Raw genomic sequence first — 16,386 nt, forward strand, 5'->3', positions numbered from 1 at the left:
CGAATACCCCATCTGTTGCATGTAAACTGAACTGCAATCACGTTCGACGCCAACTCCAGACTAAAGAGATCTCATGTCCGTCCAGCGCGTAAGTTTTTATATTCTTCTGGCTCTGGTCACTATAGCTTTCGCTTGGCTGCTCATTCCTTATTATTCCGCCGTTCTTTGGGGCGTCATTCTGGCGGTCATTTTTTACCCGGTTCAGCAATGGCTGCTGCGGGTATTGAAGGGGCGGCGCAATGTTGCAGCGCTGCTCTCGGTATTGATGTGTATCTGCCTTGTGATCATTCCAACGCTTTTGATTTTTGGATCGCTGGTTCAGGAAGGCAACTCGCTCTACCAGCGGTTAAGCACACGCGAATTCGATCTCAACAGATACATCACCAGCATTCTGGGGGCGTTGCCCGACTCCCTTGAAGAATGGATGGTTCGTTTTGAACTCGGAAGTTTTGCGGAATGGCGCTCGCGAATTTCATCCGCTATTTTGCAGGGCAGTCAGCTTTTTGCTGGCCGACTGGTAAGTCTGGGGCAAAACACGCTCCAGTTCTTCATAAGCTTTGGCATTATGATTTATCTGCTGTTTTTCTTGTTCCGCGATGGTGCTGAGCTGGGCGCAAAAATTCGCCAGGCCATTCCGCTTAGCGATGAATATACGGGCCAAATTCTGGAAAAATTTACAGCAGTCATCCGCGCGACTGTTAAGGGCAACATCATAATAGCGCTTATTCAGGGAACGCTTGGCGGCGTCACCTTCTGGTTTCTTGGCATCGAAGCCGCGTTGCTCTGGGGCGTGATGATGACAATTTTTTCATTGCTTCCGGTGGTCGGCGCGTCCCTTGTATGGGGACCGGCAGCGATCTGGTTTATGGTCAACGGCATCTGGATCAAAGCGACAATCCTGATATTCGTAGGGGTTTTCGTAATCGGCCTGATCGACAACTTCTTGCGCCCACCGCTGGTTGGCAAAGGCACGCGTATGCCAGATTTCGTCGTACTCATTTCAACAATCGGCGGTATTTCGCTGGTGGGCATCAATGGCTTTGTAGTTGGTCCCATGATTGCAGCCATGTTTATCGCTGGCTGGTCTCTTCTCGCTCAAGAGCAGAAAACAGAGATTGCCCCTGAGAAGCAATCTGACTGACAAAATACTCGGGAAGTGCAGGGGGCCTTAAAACGAGAAAGCCCGCTGCACTGGGAGGAGGAGTGTGCAGCGGGCTGATCTGGAAAGCGCGACTGGGAGGAGGAGTGCCGCGCTTCGAGTTCAGTTTCTGGGAGGAGGAGTGAAACTGAACAACCCCAAAATAGGAGCATGGCCCGCCACTTACAAGAGGCGATGCTGCAAGGCAGTTATGCATTTATGAATAGCTTAAAAAAGAAACCGCCCCGCAGCGATATACGCGCTGGGGCGGCTCTATCCTCCTCCAAGTGGAGCCGACAATAACGGCAAGCTGTTAAAAAGCAACCCCTTAATATCCGCCGTCGATTTTCAGAAATTACTGAAAATAATGTATGTTTAAGTGCTGTTATATAATAGTGAACAAGCCTTAACTGAACAATTTTCATTCCTCATCTGTATTGAGTAATTTTTTCGTTCTTCTGTAAAATTTTACACGCACTAACCTCGGTTACATCTTGAAGAAACTGGCTAAGCACTCAATTCTTTAATCGATTGAAGCTTTGTAAAGCCGAGCATTTTGCAACCCTGCACATAGCCATACTCACATTCATATAATTAAAGTTGACTAATTATATCATGATTAATATAGCCTCCCATTTAATATGAGTCTTTTTATCATCTTAGTGGCATGACGGCGGAAGCCAATACGGGGGTTGCAATGAAAGTGAAGTCAAAACGCGGTGGCTATCTGTTGGAAACAACAGTTCTGGGCGGGGCAATTGGTTTGGGTCTTCTGGCGGCAATGCCCGCTTTTGGACAAACTGTTCAGAATCAGAAGACAGCAGAGGAAGGTCAGCAAGCTCAAAAGAAAGAGCAGGCACTTCAGCTCGATACAATCACCATTTCGCCAACCATCCAGAACCAGGCTGCTATTGATGCCATGGCATCGACAAGCGTCATCACGCAGCAGCAGCTTGATCGCATTCAGGCAACCACTGCCGCTGACATTTTCCGTTCCACACCCGGCGTACATGCGTCCCTGAATGGTGATGATCCTGCGACATCCATCAATATTCGCGGCCTTCAGGAATACGGTCGTGTCGCAGTAACTATTGACGGCGCACGTCAGGATTATTGGCGCGTCGGTCACGGCTCAGGCTCATTCTATATCGACCCGGAAATGCTCAAGCAGGTAACGGTCATTCGCGGACCTGTTTCCAATGCCTATGGTTCTGGTGGCATCGGCGGTCTTGTTGCTTTTGAAACCAAGGATGCGGGCGATTTCCTTCGCGATGATGAAACATGGGCGTTAAGCGAAAAGCTGCGCTATGAAAGCAATGGAAACGGCTGGATGACCAGCACGGTGGGCGCCTATCGCTTGAACCCCAATTTCGATGTCATCGGCAATATCAACTATCGTGACAGCGATGCTTACAAGAATGGTGATGGCGATGTCGTTCGCTGGACTGGCGAACGTGTGGTCAGCGGACTTGGTAAAGTCACAATCCGACCGGCTGATGGTCACGAAATAAAACTCGGTTTCCAGCGCCAGAAATATAATGACATTATGACAGGCAGCAGCGGATCAACGTCCAGCACATTGTCGCGTTATAATGCCGAAACGATTGTCAGCACTTATACAGGTAACTACACCTATAAGCCGGACGATAATCCGTTCTGGGACCTGTCGGTCAATGCCTATTATAGTGACACCGACAATGACCAGTATCAGGTCTGGCCAAAGGCCAACATCGGCAAGAGCCGTTATTACGATGTTTCGACGGCTGGTTTCCGCGCCTATAACAGTTCACGCTTTGAGACAGCTGCCATGAGCCACACGCTCACCTATGGCGTGGACTATTACAAAATGCGCGGTGAATCTGACACCGACAATTTTGGTAATGGCGAGCAACAGGCTTACGGCGGCGTTATTCAGTGGCAGGGCGATTATCAGAAGTGGCTCGAACTGATCGGGGCTCTACGGTACGATGGCTACCGTCTCGACGGCACAACCAAGGCTACCAATGTTTTGCCATCCGACGACGTAAGCGTGGACGGCAATCGCGTTTCCCCGCGTTTCAGTGTTGGTGTAACGCCTTGGGATGGTGTGCAATTTTATGGCCTTTATTCGCAGGGCTATCGCGTTCCACATATGCAGGACATGTTCAGGCAGAATGGCGCGCACGGCTCAGGTTATGAACCGAACCTGCTTCTTAAGCCAGAAGTCGCAACCTCGTATGAATTTGGTATCAATCTGCGTCAGGACGGTGTTCTGGATGGGGGTGATCAAGTCCGCGCGAAGCTCAATTTCTTCCATACCGACGTCAAGAACTACATCAATACCGTCAAAACCGGCAATGTAACGACATCCGAAAATGTCGGCGATGCGCGCCTGCGCGGCGTCGAACTCGAAGGTACCTATGACAATTGGTGGGGCTATGTGAACCTTGGTGCTTCTTATACTGCCGCAGAGATGAAGGATGGCGTTTACAAGGGTGAAAGCCTGAGCAATACACCGCTCAACAACTTCAGTGCAACACTTGGACTCAAGGCGTTTGAAGAAAAACTTGTCTACGGTGTCGAATATGAAAGTGTCGGCAAGGTCAATCGGGCGCTTACAACGGGCGGAGTCAAAGTTTATCCGCGCGTTGATCTCGTGAATGTATTCGCCAACTGGCAAGTCACCGACAATGTGAAGCTCGACTTTGGCGTCGATAACCTCTTCAACAAAGCCTACACCGACGCGCAGACCGGCTGGGCTACCAGCACAGATATCGAACAGGCGAAGGGGCGCACCTTCAAGGTTGCCATCACCGGTCGCATCGGCGGCTGACTTTGCGGGAGGCGAGGCATCTGTTTTGCCTCGCTTGCCAACTTCCATCCATAACGACAAAACTTTTCAAGAATACTCATGTTTATGCTAGAGGTTCTTTAGATTTCGACATTTGTCCAACGCCGATATCCGTGGGATGCAAATGTCGGAATCAGACCACTCGTGAGATTCTGGAAAACTCAGATTGAGAAAAGCCGTGTCCAAGCTGTCATCAGAACTGACCTCCAAGCTGACAAGCCATTCCCACATCAGCCTTCAGAAAGGCGAGACTTACCTGCCGAACATTATTGATCGGCTGAACTCCTATCAGGCGCAATATGATAGCCACAAAGGCCGCCATGCTTTCCGGTACCACTTCGGCCGGATTGAAATTGATGCGGCAGATAGTGGATATCGCGTTTCACTTTTCGCTGATGAAGATATTGGGCTGCATCGTCTCAAGGACCTCGCAGCCGTCGCTATCAAGCTTTACACCAAGGAAGAAGCACCAGAAATCGTGTGGCAGGGTGACCGCGCTGGCGAACAGGTCTTGCCGCAGTTTCGACTGATGCGTGTTTTGTCCGCGAGCCATTTCACACCGCATATGATGCGGGTACGGCTTGCTGGTGAAGATTTGAAGCGCTTTTCGCTTTTTGGAGCGATGCATGTGCGTCTACTACTACCCACGGAAGAAGCACCTCAGCCAGTATGGCCAATAATGGGGCCGAACGGTTTGCCATTCTGGCCTGATGAAGCCCGCAGACCGGCTTCCCGCGCCTATACGATCCGTGGTCTGGATATCGATGCGGGCTGGCTTGAAATTGACTTCTATCTTCATGACGTGGAAGGCTTGGCCTGCAAATGGGCCAAAGGCGCACAGATTGGTGATATTGTGGGCCTGATGGGACCAGTGGGACGTCCGTTGCGCCAGGCAAGTCGTTACCTGATTGGGGCCGATGCCACTGGATTGCCAGCTATCGGACGTATGCTGGAGGAGTTTTCCCCGGACGTAACGGGCCGCGTTATAATCGCTGTTGATAGTGAAAAAGACGTACAGCCTTTGCAGCATCCCCAAGGTATTTCCGTCGACTGGATTATCGATCCAGATCAAAGGCGCGCTGCGGAAACATTGACGCAAGTTCTCTGCGAAGCCGATTGGCCAGAAGGCCCGGATAGTTTCGGCTGGTTTGCAGGCGAGGCGGATCAGGCCAAGATTATTCGACAATATTGGCGACAGACACTCGGCAAGAGCCGAGAGAACACGCTTGTCGCTGGTTATTGGCACAAGGATGCAGTGGGTTTCATGGCAGGATAAAAGCCTGTCGTGGCTAAAGACCATAATAACCTGCACCACCATGCAGTCCTCAAAGCAAGATAGTGGGTCTTTCGAATTTGACGTTTGAAACAGAATTTTTGATGGTCGGGATTCAAACGTCAAATTCAATCCACCACAGCGGACAGTGAGTATACTATGGTTGAAACAACCATTTCCGAAAGAATGCTGACTTAGAAAGTCATAATAACCTTTCGCTTGCAAACAGAATGCGCTAGGCACCCTACTAATTGTGATTAGAAGGAGCCGCGCCATGGCCGATTTGTTGAAACGCTTTGCCAGCTATTACCGACCGCATCGTGGTTTGTTTATACTGGACTTTTCAAGCGCTGTGGCAGCCGGTCTTCTGGAACTGGCTTTTCCAATTGCTGTAACACTATTCATCGACAGGCTGCTGCCGACTGGCCAACTTGGCCTTATTTCGCTGGCGGCTTTAGGTTTACTTGGGATCTATCTGGTCAACGCGTTCCTACAGGTTATTGTAACCTATTGGGGCCACATGCTCGGTATCAACATTGAGACCGAGATGCGCCGCAAGGCTTTCGATCACTTGCAAAAGCTGTCATTTGGCTTTTTCGATAATCAAAAAACCGGTCATCTGGTCGCCAGATTGACCAAGGATCTCGAAGAGATCGGCGAAGTCGCCCACCACGGGCCGGAAGATCTGTTCATTGCCATCATGACGCTGATAGGCGCGTTCTGTCTGATGATGTGGGTTCACGTGCCGCTGGCAATTATAACGGCTGTGATCGTGCCGCTTTGTGCCTATGTGACGCTCCGCTATGGTGGGCGCATGACGACTACATGGCACGCGCTCTATCGCCGTGTCGGCGATTTTAATGCCCGTATTGAAGAGAATGTAGGTGGTATCCGCGTCGTCCAGGCCTTCACCAATGAAGACCACGAACGCAAACTCTTTGCAGAAAGCAACGAGAACTATCAAAAAACAAAGCTCGCCGCCTACAAGATCATGGCAGCCTCGATGTCGCTGTCTTATCTCTCCATGCGCTTCGTGCAGGTGGTGGTTATGCTTGCTGGTGCATGGTTTGTCTTGCGCGGTGAGCTGACTGCAGGTGGCTTTGTCGGCTTCCTTTTGCTCGTGAACGTCTTCTTCCGGCCCATCGATAAGATCAATTCGGTTATCGAGACTTATCCGAAGGGCATTGCTGGTTTTCAACGCTATATACAGTTTCTCGATACGCGGCCTGATATTGCCGATCGCCCGAGTGCGACTTCGGTCGCACGCCTCAAAGGTGACATCGATTACCGCAATGTTGGCTTCGGTTATACTTCAGAGCGACCGATATTCGATGGTCTGAATATGACAATCAATGCAGGCGAAACAATCGCTTTCGTTGGCTCTTCCGGGGCAGGCAAGACGACGATCTGTTCCTTGCTGCCACGTTTCTACGAAGTTAGTGGCGGAGCAATTCTGGTCGACGGTATCGATATTCGCGACATGACCTTGAAGTCACTCCGTTCCAATATCGGAATTGTCAGTCAGGACGTATTTCTGTTCGCGGGAACCATCCGCGAAAACATTGCCTATGGCCGCTTAGACGCAAGTGATCAGGACATTGCCGATGCGGCCCGGCGTGCTCGTCTCGACGCAGTCATCGCTGCAATGCCTGAAGGTTATGACACAGTTATTGGCGAGCGTGGCGTCAAGCTTTCCGGCGGACAGAAGCAGCGCCTCGCTATCGCACGAATTTTCCTGCGAAACCCACCGATCCTGATCCTCGACGAGGCGACCTCTGCTCTCGATACGGAAACCGAGCGCGCTATCCAGCAGTCTTTGTCGGAACTTTCGATTGGTCGAACGACACTGGTAATCGCGCATCGTCTGGCGACCATCGTCAATGCAGACCGAATTATGGTTGTCGAGGGCGGTCAGATTGTCGAGCAGGGAAACCATGCGGAACTATTGTCTGTAAAGAATGGGCGCTACAAGCGCCTTCATGCGGCACAGGCGGGCTCATCAGGGGACGGCTTGTTTTCGGCCGCAGGCTGATTAGAGCCTCAACTTAAATTAACATTTAAATAAATCTCATCATCTGTTTGTAATATATAATTTAAAGCGCCCTGAATTTGATAATTCGGGGCGCTTTATCTATCAGAATTATGCTTTGAATTCTAATTCTACCACTTGGTATGAACCTTCAGCAGAGCCTTTCGACCTTCGCCATATCCACAGACGAAGACACCCTGACATCCTGCAACATAATTCTTATCGAACAGGTTGGTCACATTGAGGTCAACACCCCAATTATCCTTCTCATAACCCAGCTTCAAATCAGCAAGAGCTACGGCAGGAACCTTGAGTGTATTTTCTTCGTCCGCATAGGATGAGCCGACATAGCGGACACCGCCACCCAAAGTGATACCTTCGAGCGCACCTTCAGGTACTTTGTATTGGACAAAGACGGAGGCTTGCTGTTCAGGCAGGAGATACGGCCGCTTGCCAATGAGTGCTTCGTTGCTGTCATTTTCCTTGATCTTCAGATCGTAGGCGGTCACAGAAGCGGTCACTTTCCAAGCGTCATTGATATTGGCCTGAACTTCCAGTTCGAAACCACGCGAATTAACCTTGCCAAGCTGTTCGCGGGCGAAGCTGGAACCGGTCAGCGCATTTTCTTTGGTCAGATCAAACAGTGATGCAGTAATCAGACCATCAAAGAGTTCAGGGCGATATTTCACGCCCACTTCATATTGCGTGCCTGTTTCGGGCTGAGCGTAGCTGCCGTCAAAAAGCGTCTCAATAATCGGATTAAAGAACGTTGCAACACTCAAATAAGGCGTGATGCCATTGTCAAACTGATAGCCCACACCGGCACGACCCGACAGGCGACCCGTATTGTATTCATATGCAGGCAGGCCGGTTGCATCCGTCCAGACATAGTCATAGCGACCATTCGCCGTCACGATCCAACCGTCGCCAAACTCGAGACGATCCTGCGCATAGACGCCAAGCTGATGTCGGCGCAAATCCTGATCAATATACGGGTCCCACATCGGCCCCTGCGGCTCACCATAAACCGGATCATATGGATTGATAGGCGTTGCTCCGCCGGTTTGCTGCATCTGATTGATGCGGAAATACCGATATTCGGCGCCGAACAGCAGATTATGAGTGAGAGCGCCGGTCGTCACAGCACCTTCGAGCTGATTATCCGCCTGAAAGGTATGGACCGTCGTGTCGTGCTTGAAATTGATGCGAGCAACACTCGGATCGCCGGGCGCAGGCTGTGCGAGATAGTTATAGCCGTAAGCATAAAGGCTATGTTCTGTGACATGTGAAAAGCCATAACGAACGTTTTGACGCACAGTCCAGTCATTGTCGAACTGGTGTTCGAACTCGTAGCCAATCTGGGCCTGCTCTCGCTTATAATCGTCCAATCCAGGTTCGGTCAGATTGGTCTTACGTGAGATCTTGCCAAACTCCGTAGGTACGACAGTGCCATAATAAGGGAGGAAGCCACCACCATCATGCGTCAGGTCGAGGTGAGTATAATTGGCAAGAATTGTAAGACGTGTCGATTCATCCGGCTTATATTCAATACTCGGTGAAATGACGCCGCGAAATTCCTTGGAAAAGTCAGTGTAGTTGTCGCCACCCTGAATTTTGCCGTTGATGCGATAGTTGATCGTATCTGTCGCCTTATCGCCAATATCGAAACCAAGGTAACCGTTACCGTAACTATTAATGCCGGCTTCCAGATAGCGGATGCGCTCACCAGTCGGACGCTTGCTGATATAGTTGACGATACCGCCTGGATTGGACCCGCCATAAAGCGCCGAGGAAGCGCCGCGCAGAACATCAATGCGCTCGATATCGAAGCTGTCGATAAGGAAGCCACCAAAACCATAGCTGAAGTTTTGAAGGCCGTTGAGATACGTACCATACTGCGTCGCTTCAAAGCCGCGAATATAGATCCAGTTTGTATCATTATCGACGCCGAAAGGTTGGCCGAGCACGCCGGGGGTATAGCGCAGCGCTTCATCAAGTTTCTGCGCACCGATGGCATCCATCTGGTCTCGACCAACGACGGAAACAGATTGCGGGATTTTTTCGATAGCCACGCTGCTTTTCGAACCGGTTGTCGTTGCGGCAGGCACAAAACCATCGACCGGTGCCGTACCATCAGAAGGTTTGCCAGCTCCGGTCTGCACGACAACGGGGTCAAGACGTATCGATGTATTGGAATCCTGTGCATAAGCTGGATTACCCGTGAGCGGAAGCAGGGCAAGCGCAGTTCCGCTCGCCAGCAGCGTCATCATTTTGTGCTTCATCGATATCGTCATATGGCTTTGGCCCCTCATATAAACTGATAAGTGCCTGCTTAACTGACGGAAACATCCACTTCAGGTGTATTCTCAGGCACAATCATTGCAAACTCTGATCAAGTTGCAAGTTAATATGAGTATTTACATCAAGATATGATCTGAAGATTGATCATTATTCCGCTGAATTGAACGATATTTGGCTAATATCACCAAGCAATCAAATGATGGGTTTACAACTGCAAACGCAGCCATGCCGCTGGCGTAATACCGGTCAACCGTTTGAATACGCGTGTAAAATGGGCTTGATCTGAAAAGCCTGTAATTGTCGCTATATGAGGGAGTGAGGCGCGAGGCTGCAAGAGAAATATCTGCGCATGTTCAATACGCCGCTTCATCTGCCATGCATGCGGCGAAACACCAGTCGACGCTTTGAATGCGCTGCAGAAGTAGGATTCTGATAGTTCCGCTAAGGTAGCAAGCTCCTGAAGGCGGATAATTCGATAGTAATTATCCTCAATGAAATCGGTGACCCGACGCAATTGCCATGGTGACAGCTTGCTTGCGCGCGCCGCCTTTTCGGGGCGGGCTTCAAACAACTCGCTGACAAGCGCATTGATCAGCCCTTCGCCATAAAGCCCATGCAAAGGTGCATCAGACAGGCATTCCTCCGCAAGGAGAGTACCAATCTGTTCTATCCTGGTGTTGGAGAAGAGAAGGCGCGGACGCTCCATGGCAGTGACGTCAAGCGCATTGCCAAAGCGCTGTTGGAGCACGCGCGTATCGAGATGCAAATCGAGATGTTTCAACTTTCCCGGTCTGGTGACACGGCTCCAGATTGTCATGCCTGCCGGTATATAGCACAGTTTCGGCTGTTCCGCTGTTTGTGCAATTGCGCGGGAGCTTAGCTCAGGTCTGATCGCCAGTTCGCCGCGACTTTCAAGGACCAGAAAAAGGCGTGGCGCCTGAGAAACATATTCTCCACGTGCACCCGGGCCGCATTCAACTGACCACACATCAGCAATAGCGCCATTCCAGACGCGATAATGAAGATCGTCCAGCAAGCGGACGTCTTCAATGCGGCTTTTCATGTGCGGATGGAAGCCCAATGGCATTTTTCCTGATGAAACAATTTTAACATGTATATATTCGTCATGTTTTGCTATCAACCAGCCAAATGCAGCTTTAACGCACACCTGCTATCCGAAAACGGAATAAATTGATGACTTCCGCATTGTTCGAACTTGAGAATGTCAGCTTCGCAGTTCCAAGGCGCACCTTGTTGCAGCCTTTGACCATGTCGATCCCAGCAGCAAGCCTGACAGCACTCATCGGACATAATGGATCGGGGAAATCGACACTTTTGAAAATTCTGGCCCGACAGCATCCCGCATCAGGCGGAACAGTGCGCTTTGCCGGCAAGCCGCTAAACGATTGGGGCGATCGAGAGTTTGCGCGCAAACTGGCTTATCTGCCGCAACAAACGGCGGCAGCTTCAGGTATGTTGGTCAAGGAGCTGGTGGCACTGGGCCGATATCCATGGCACGGCGCACTTGGTCGCTTTAGTGCAATCGACCGTCAGAAAGTCGAAGAAGCTATCGAATTAACAGGCATCGCGCCTTTTGCGGATCGCATGGTCGATACGCTTTCGGGCGGTGAACGTCAGCGCGTTTGGCTCGCGATGCTGGTCGCACAGGATGCAGAATGCCTGCTGCTGGACGAACCGACATCGGCGCTCGATATTGCGCATCAGATCGAAGTTCTTTCACTTGTGCAGAAACTCTCGCATGAAAAGAACCTGAGCGTATTCGTCGTCCTCCACGACGTGAATATGGCAGCTCGCTTCTGCGATGCGGTGTTCGCATTGCACAGCGGGCGTCTGATCGCACAATCGACGCCGACTGGTATTATGGTTCCTGAACAGCTTGAAGAGATTTACGGCATCCAGATGGACGTCATGCAACACGCATCAACGGGCCACCTGATAGCCGCGCCTAGATAAAAGCGAAACTCAGCCTTCAGATTTGTAATCCGCCCGGTTTATCCCGTGGCGTTGCATCTTGTCATAAAAGGTCTTGCGCGGAATACCGAGTGCTTCGAGCGTTTGCTGAACATCACCATTATTCGTCGCAAGCGTCTCACGGATCAGCGTCGCTTCATAAAGCTCCAGCCGTTTAGGCAGTGTCGTTTGCTCGTCCAGAAGAGGTGCTGACTTGGCAGGCGTGGAGACGCCCAGCGAAAACCTCTCGGCAAAATGTACCAGCTCGCGAACATTGCCCGGCCAATTATGCTCCATAAGATGCCGATGGGTGGCAGCATCCAGCACAGGAATATCCCGATTAAACCGCCGCGCAGCACGCGCAAGAAAATGCGAGAAGAGCAGGGGAATATCCTCACGGCGTTCCCGTAAAGGCGGAATGGTCAATGTGACGACATTCAACCGATAATAGAGGTCTTCGCGAAAATCACCGCGTTGTTCAGGACTACCGAGATCAATCTTGGCTGCGGCAACCACGCGCAGATCAACTGGCCGGATTTCATTCGTTCCGAGCGGCGTAATCTCGCGCATTTCCAGCACGCGCAACAGCTTCACCTGTGTTGCGGCTGGCATACTTTCTATCTCATCGAGAAACAACGTGCCGCCGCTTGCATGTTCGATGCGTCCGACCCGCTTTTTCTGTGCGCCGGTAAAGGCTCCCGCCTCATGACCGAACAATTCACTTTCGATAACGGTTTCCGGCAATGCCCCACAGTTAAGTGCAACGAAATTTCCTCGCCGCCGCCGTCCCCAATCATGAAGCAATTGAGCCACAACTTCCTTGCCGCTACCGGTCTCACCTGCAATCAGCACGTCCACATCTGTATCCGCAATGTCGCGTATAGTGCGCCGAAGATTTTCGATAGCTGGCGTTTGACCTATCAGCGGCATATCGTTCTGTGCTTCATTTGCAAGCTGCCTCAGGCTGCGATTTTCCAGAACAAGCTTTCGCCGTTCTCCAGCTCTCAGCACGCTGTGAACCAGCCTGTCAGTCGCAAACGGCTTAGCGATAAAATCGTACGCGCCGTCCTGGATTGCCTGAACCGCCATAGGAATATCACCATGACCGGTAATCAGGATAACTGGCAGGTCCGCGTCAATTTCGCGAATGCGGGAAAAGAGCTCGAGCCCGTCAATCTGGGGCATCCGCACATCTGTAACAATAACGCCCTCGAAAGACGGCACAATTGCCATTAACGCTTCACTGGCGCTTCCAAAATCCAGAACTTCATAGCCTGCCAGCTCCAGTGTCTGTCTGGTTGCGCGGCGTAGCGCCTTGTCATCATCAACGAGTATGACCGGAATATTCATCATGCCTTCTTAAATTCCACACGAAATACAGTGCTGTTGGCACTGCTCTTAACTGAAATCTTGCCGCCATAATCCGTAAGAATTTCCTTGACGATCACCAGACCAAGCCCAAGGCCTCTTTCTTTCGACGTATTGAATGGCGTGAAAAGATTATCCAGAATATGCTGCGGGATGCCGGGACCATTATCAGAAACGGTCAGCACAACGCTCTTCGACAAAGCTTTGGTTCGGACTTTAATCTGACCTTCACTACCTTTATTTTCAACAGCTTCCAGCGCATTTTGAAACAGGTTTATCAGCACCTGTTCAAGCCGGATCGAATGTCCGGTCACACAGAGATCAGGGGTGGGCAGTTCAATACTGAGTTGATCCATGCTGCCTGCAAACCGGCTACGCAGCAGCACCAACGCGCCTGAAATCACCTGCGCAAGCGGCACAGCTTCGGAAGCACGGTGACCTTTGCGCGCAAAGGCACGCAAATCGCCGGTAATTGTTCCGATGCGCTCTGTGAGCGATGCAATTTCCGCCAGATTATCCGCTGCTGCATCCAATCGCTTTCGATCAAGGAAGGTGCGGGCATTGTCCGCATAAGCACGGATTGTCGCGACCGGCTGGTTGATTTCATGTGCTACACCCGCCGCAACTTGCCCCATGATGGCAAGTCTGTTCGCATGTACGAGATCCTGCTGAACACCTTGCAACATAGTCTCAGTTTTATGGTGATCATTGATTTCGGATTCGAGACGGTCACGCGCGCTCATGAGATCGCGGGTTCGCTCATCCACACGCTGCTCCAGTTCGATCTGCCGGCGTTGCGCGTCAGCAATTCGCGCCACGACACGCTGACGGCGACGCAACAGAATACCAGCAACGGTGGCGATGCTCGCGATCAGAATGAAAGCAATCAGACGCGCCTCCCGCATTGCGGCTTCGACTGGCTGCCTGATGGGTGCAAGGCTATACATCAACCATGGTGTGCTTGGTACATGGGAGCGAATAGCCAGAAAGTCCGTACTGCGTGCCGAGCCGGGGAGAATGGCATCGACCAGCACCATATCGTCACCAGCCACAGGTTTGAGCGAAAGGGGTAATGGCTTTAAAGGCGCATCGCCAAACTGGAGGCTATTGCGGATGGTTTCAACATTCTGAGGCTGTAGTTCGCCAATGGTCATAAACCGCCAGGACGGCATAGTCGTGATCAGTACGATATTTCGATTGTCGGTCACGAAAGTCGGGCGACCGGTTTCGTTCCAGTCGCTTTCAAGCTGATCGAAAGACAGTTTCACCACAACAACGCCAAGCGGTCCATTTGGCCCATCTACCCGACGCGAGATGTAAAGCCCTGGACGAAGGCTAACGTTACCAAGCGCAAAATACTCGGCATTGGTATTTTTCAGAGCATCATTGAAATAGGGCCGGAATTTATAGTCATTGCCAACGAAACTATCCGGCTCGCGCCAGTTACTGGCCGATATGGCATAACCGTGCAGACCCACGAGATAGATCACGGCTGCTTGTGTGCCTTCGGCCAGCGCTTCCAGTTTGCGATTAAGTTGATCAACAGCCACATTGCTGGGCATTGCAAGCGCATCGGCCAGTTCCTTGTCTTTGGACAAGACCAGTGGAAGCGCGCGCTGTTTCTCCAGAACCGTGCGGAGGAGGGCGGTGTTGAGATTAGCATCAATCTGCGTCTGCTTGCCCAATGAAAGCAACGCACGATCACGCGCCGCATTTCCCACAATCCAGAAAGCCAATGCAAATATGACAGCGCAAATCACGCCAAATACCCACCATGTGCGGTGATTACTGGCAAATGGTGGGTTCGTTTCGATTGTAGAACCGTCCGCTTCATTCATAGAACGCAATGTGCATTATTTCGCACTTCATGAAAAGATACTTGTGCGATAAATCGCACAAGTTGAACAATTCTCACAGCGATGAAATAATATAATTATTATATTTCAGTAAGTTAATTCATTTGCCATCAACTGGCACGAACCTTGCAAATCATGATGTGAGCGGCGGCGAGGGCCGCCGAACAAGAGGACGAAAGGCTCGGGAGGCTGGACGCGTTCCAGATAGAGCCGAACGGAGGACATCATGATTGCCGTACCAAATGGTGCCGTGGCAGAACCACGCCGCCCGATCCCATTCTACAAGCAGCTTTACGTGCAGGTTCTGTTTGCGATTGCAGCGGGTATTCTGCTCGGGCATTTTAATCCTGATCTCGGCACGCAGCTCAAGCCTCTGGGCGATGCCTTTATCAAACTCGTGAAGATGATCATCGCTCCGGTGATCTTCCTGACGGTCGCAACCGGTATTGCCGGCATGACCGACATGAGGAAAGTCGGGCGTGTAGCTGGCAAGGCCATGATCTACTTCCTGACCTTCTCTACCCTTGCGCTGATCATTGGCTTGATTGTTGCCAATGTTGTGCAGCCGGGCGCAGGAATGCATATCGATCCCGCCTCGCTTGATCCAAGCGCCGTCGCAAATTACGCCGAAAAGGCGCATGAGCAGACCATCACGGGCTTCCTGTCCAACATCATCCCAACCACAATCGTTGGCGCGTTTGCGTCAGGCGACATCCTTCAGGTCCTGTTCTTTTCGGTCCTGTTCGGTGTGTCTCTTGCCATGGTCGGCGATAAGGGCAAGCCGGTAACCGACTTCTTACAGATGCTGACTGCGCCTGTTTTCAAGCTGGTTTCTATCCTGATGAAGGCTGCGCCAATCGGTGCTTTCGGCGCGATGGCATTCACTATCGGCAAGTATGGCATCGGCTCCATTGCCAATCTGGCAATGCTGATAGCGACCTTCTACATCACGGCATTGCTGTTCGTTCTCGTCGTACTGGGTGCCGTTGCTCGCTATAACGGGTTCTCGATCCTCGCGCTCATTCGTTATATCAAGGAAGAGCTACTGCTCGTGCTTGGCACGTCATCATCAGAAGCTGCTTTGCCCAGCCTTATGGACAAGATGGAAAAGGCAGGTTGCAAGCGCTCCGTCGTTGGTCTCGTTATTCCAACGGGCTACTCCTTCAACCTTGACGGCACCAATATCTATATGACGCTTGCAGCGCTCTTCATCGCACAGGCGACAGATATTCCCCTGTCATTGACGGACCAGATTCTGCTTCTGCTGGTTGCGATGCTGAGCTCGAAGGGCGCAGCGGGTATCACAGGTGCAGGCTTCATCACGCTTGCCGCAACGCTGTCAGTTGTACCGGCAGTTCCCGTTGCCGGCATGGCACTGATCCTTGGAATTGACCGCTTTATGTCGGAATGCCGTGCTTTGACCAACCTTGTCGGCAATGCAGTTGCGACCATCGTTGTTGCGCGTTGGGAAAACGAACTCGATACGGAACGTCTCAATGCCGCGATGAATGGTAAGCCGATGGCGATCGAACCCGAGCCAATGGGCGAGCCCATCTTGCAGCCAGCCGAATAAGATTCAGAGCGTTTTTCCGTAACAAAGTCTTGAGAAAAACGCTCTGA

Annotated in this window: 10 protein-coding genes; 6 read left to right on the forward strand and 4 right to left on the reverse strand. The window is 51.4% G+C overall.

The window, feature by feature from the left end:
* Positions 1-73 precede the first annotated feature (73 nt).
* From CEV32_RS05710 to CEV32_RS05730, 4 genes are all read left to right on the forward strand, one after another.
* Positions 74-1,141, forward strand: coding sequence for an AI-2E family transporter (locus CEV32_RS05710; RefSeq protein ID WP_094575027.1), 1,068 nt, complete (start codon positions 74-76; stop codon positions 1,139-1,141).
* 694 nt (positions 1,142-1,835) lie between these two features.
* Positions 1,836-3,950, forward strand: coding sequence for a TonB-dependent hemoglobin/transferrin/lactoferrin family receptor (locus tag CEV32_RS05720; protein WP_167382751.1), 2,115 nt, complete (start codon positions 1,836-1,838; stop codon positions 3,948-3,950).
* A 196-nt stretch (positions 3,951-4,146) separates the two neighbouring features.
* On the forward strand, positions 4,147-5,244 hold the full coding sequence (locus tag CEV32_RS05725; protein ID WP_094575031.1) for a siderophore-interacting protein: 1,098 nt from the start codon (positions 4,147-4,149) through the stop codon (positions 5,242-5,244).
* A gap of 271 nt (positions 5,245-5,515) precedes the next feature.
* Positions 5,516-7,273, forward strand: coding sequence for an ABC transporter ATP-binding protein (locus CEV32_RS05730; protein WP_094575033.1), 1,758 nt, complete (start codon positions 5,516-5,518; stop codon positions 7,271-7,273).
* 128 nt (positions 7,274-7,401) lie between these two features.
* On the opposite strand, the gene CEV32_RS05735 is transcribed toward CEV32_RS05730, so the two are convergent.
* The gene (locus CEV32_RS05735; RefSeq protein WP_235818739.1) at positions 7,402-9,552 is read right to left on the reverse strand and encodes a TonB-dependent siderophore receptor; all 2,151 of its coding nucleotides are present in this window, start codon (positions 9,550-9,552) and stop codon (positions 7,402-7,404) included.
* A 224-nt stretch (positions 9,553-9,776) separates the two neighbouring features.
* The gene (locus CEV32_RS05740; RefSeq protein ID WP_235818740.1) at positions 9,777-10,658 is read right to left on the reverse strand and encodes a helix-turn-helix transcriptional regulator; all 882 of its coding nucleotides are present in this window, start codon (positions 10,656-10,658) and stop codon (positions 9,777-9,779) included.
* Positions 10,659-10,765: 107 nt separating this feature from the next.
* Between CEV32_RS05740 and CEV32_RS05745 the strand changes: the two genes are divergently transcribed.
* On the forward strand, positions 10,766-11,545 hold the full coding sequence (locus tag CEV32_RS05745; protein WP_094575037.1) for an ATP-binding cassette domain-containing protein: 780 nt from the start codon (positions 10,766-10,768) through the stop codon (positions 11,543-11,545).
* 9 nt (positions 11,546-11,554) lie between these two features.
* Here the strand turns inward: CEV32_RS05745 and CEV32_RS05750 are convergent, their stop codons facing one another.
* Together CEV32_RS05750 and CEV32_RS05755 are read right to left on the reverse strand one after the other, a co-directional pair.
* Complete coding sequence (locus CEV32_RS05750; RefSeq protein WP_094575039.1) at positions 11,555-12,895, reverse strand: sigma-54-dependent transcriptional regulator; 1,341 nt, start codon at positions 12,893-12,895, stop codon at positions 11,555-11,557.
* On the reverse strand, positions 12,892-14,748 hold the full coding sequence (locus tag CEV32_RS05755) for a sensor histidine kinase (protein ID WP_094575041.1): 1,857 nt from the start codon (positions 14,746-14,748) through the stop codon (positions 12,892-12,894). Before CEV32_RS05755 ends, CEV32_RS05750 begins: the two co-directional genes overlap by 4 nt.
* A 244-nt stretch (positions 14,749-14,992) precedes the next feature.
* On the opposite strand from CEV32_RS05755, the gene CEV32_RS05760 reads away from it, so the two are divergent.
* Positions 14,993-16,339: a dicarboxylate/amino acid:cation symporter gene (locus CEV32_RS05760; protein WP_094575043.1), complete on the forward strand. Its 1,347-nt coding sequence runs from the start codon at positions 14,993-14,995 to the stop codon at positions 16,337-16,339.
* Positions 16,340-16,386 lie beyond the last annotated feature (47 nt).

Source organism: Brucella rhizosphaerae (assembly GCF_002252475.1).
GTDB classification, from domain to species: domain Bacteria; phylum Pseudomonadota; class Alphaproteobacteria; order Rhizobiales; family Rhizobiaceae; genus Brucella; species Brucella rhizosphaerae.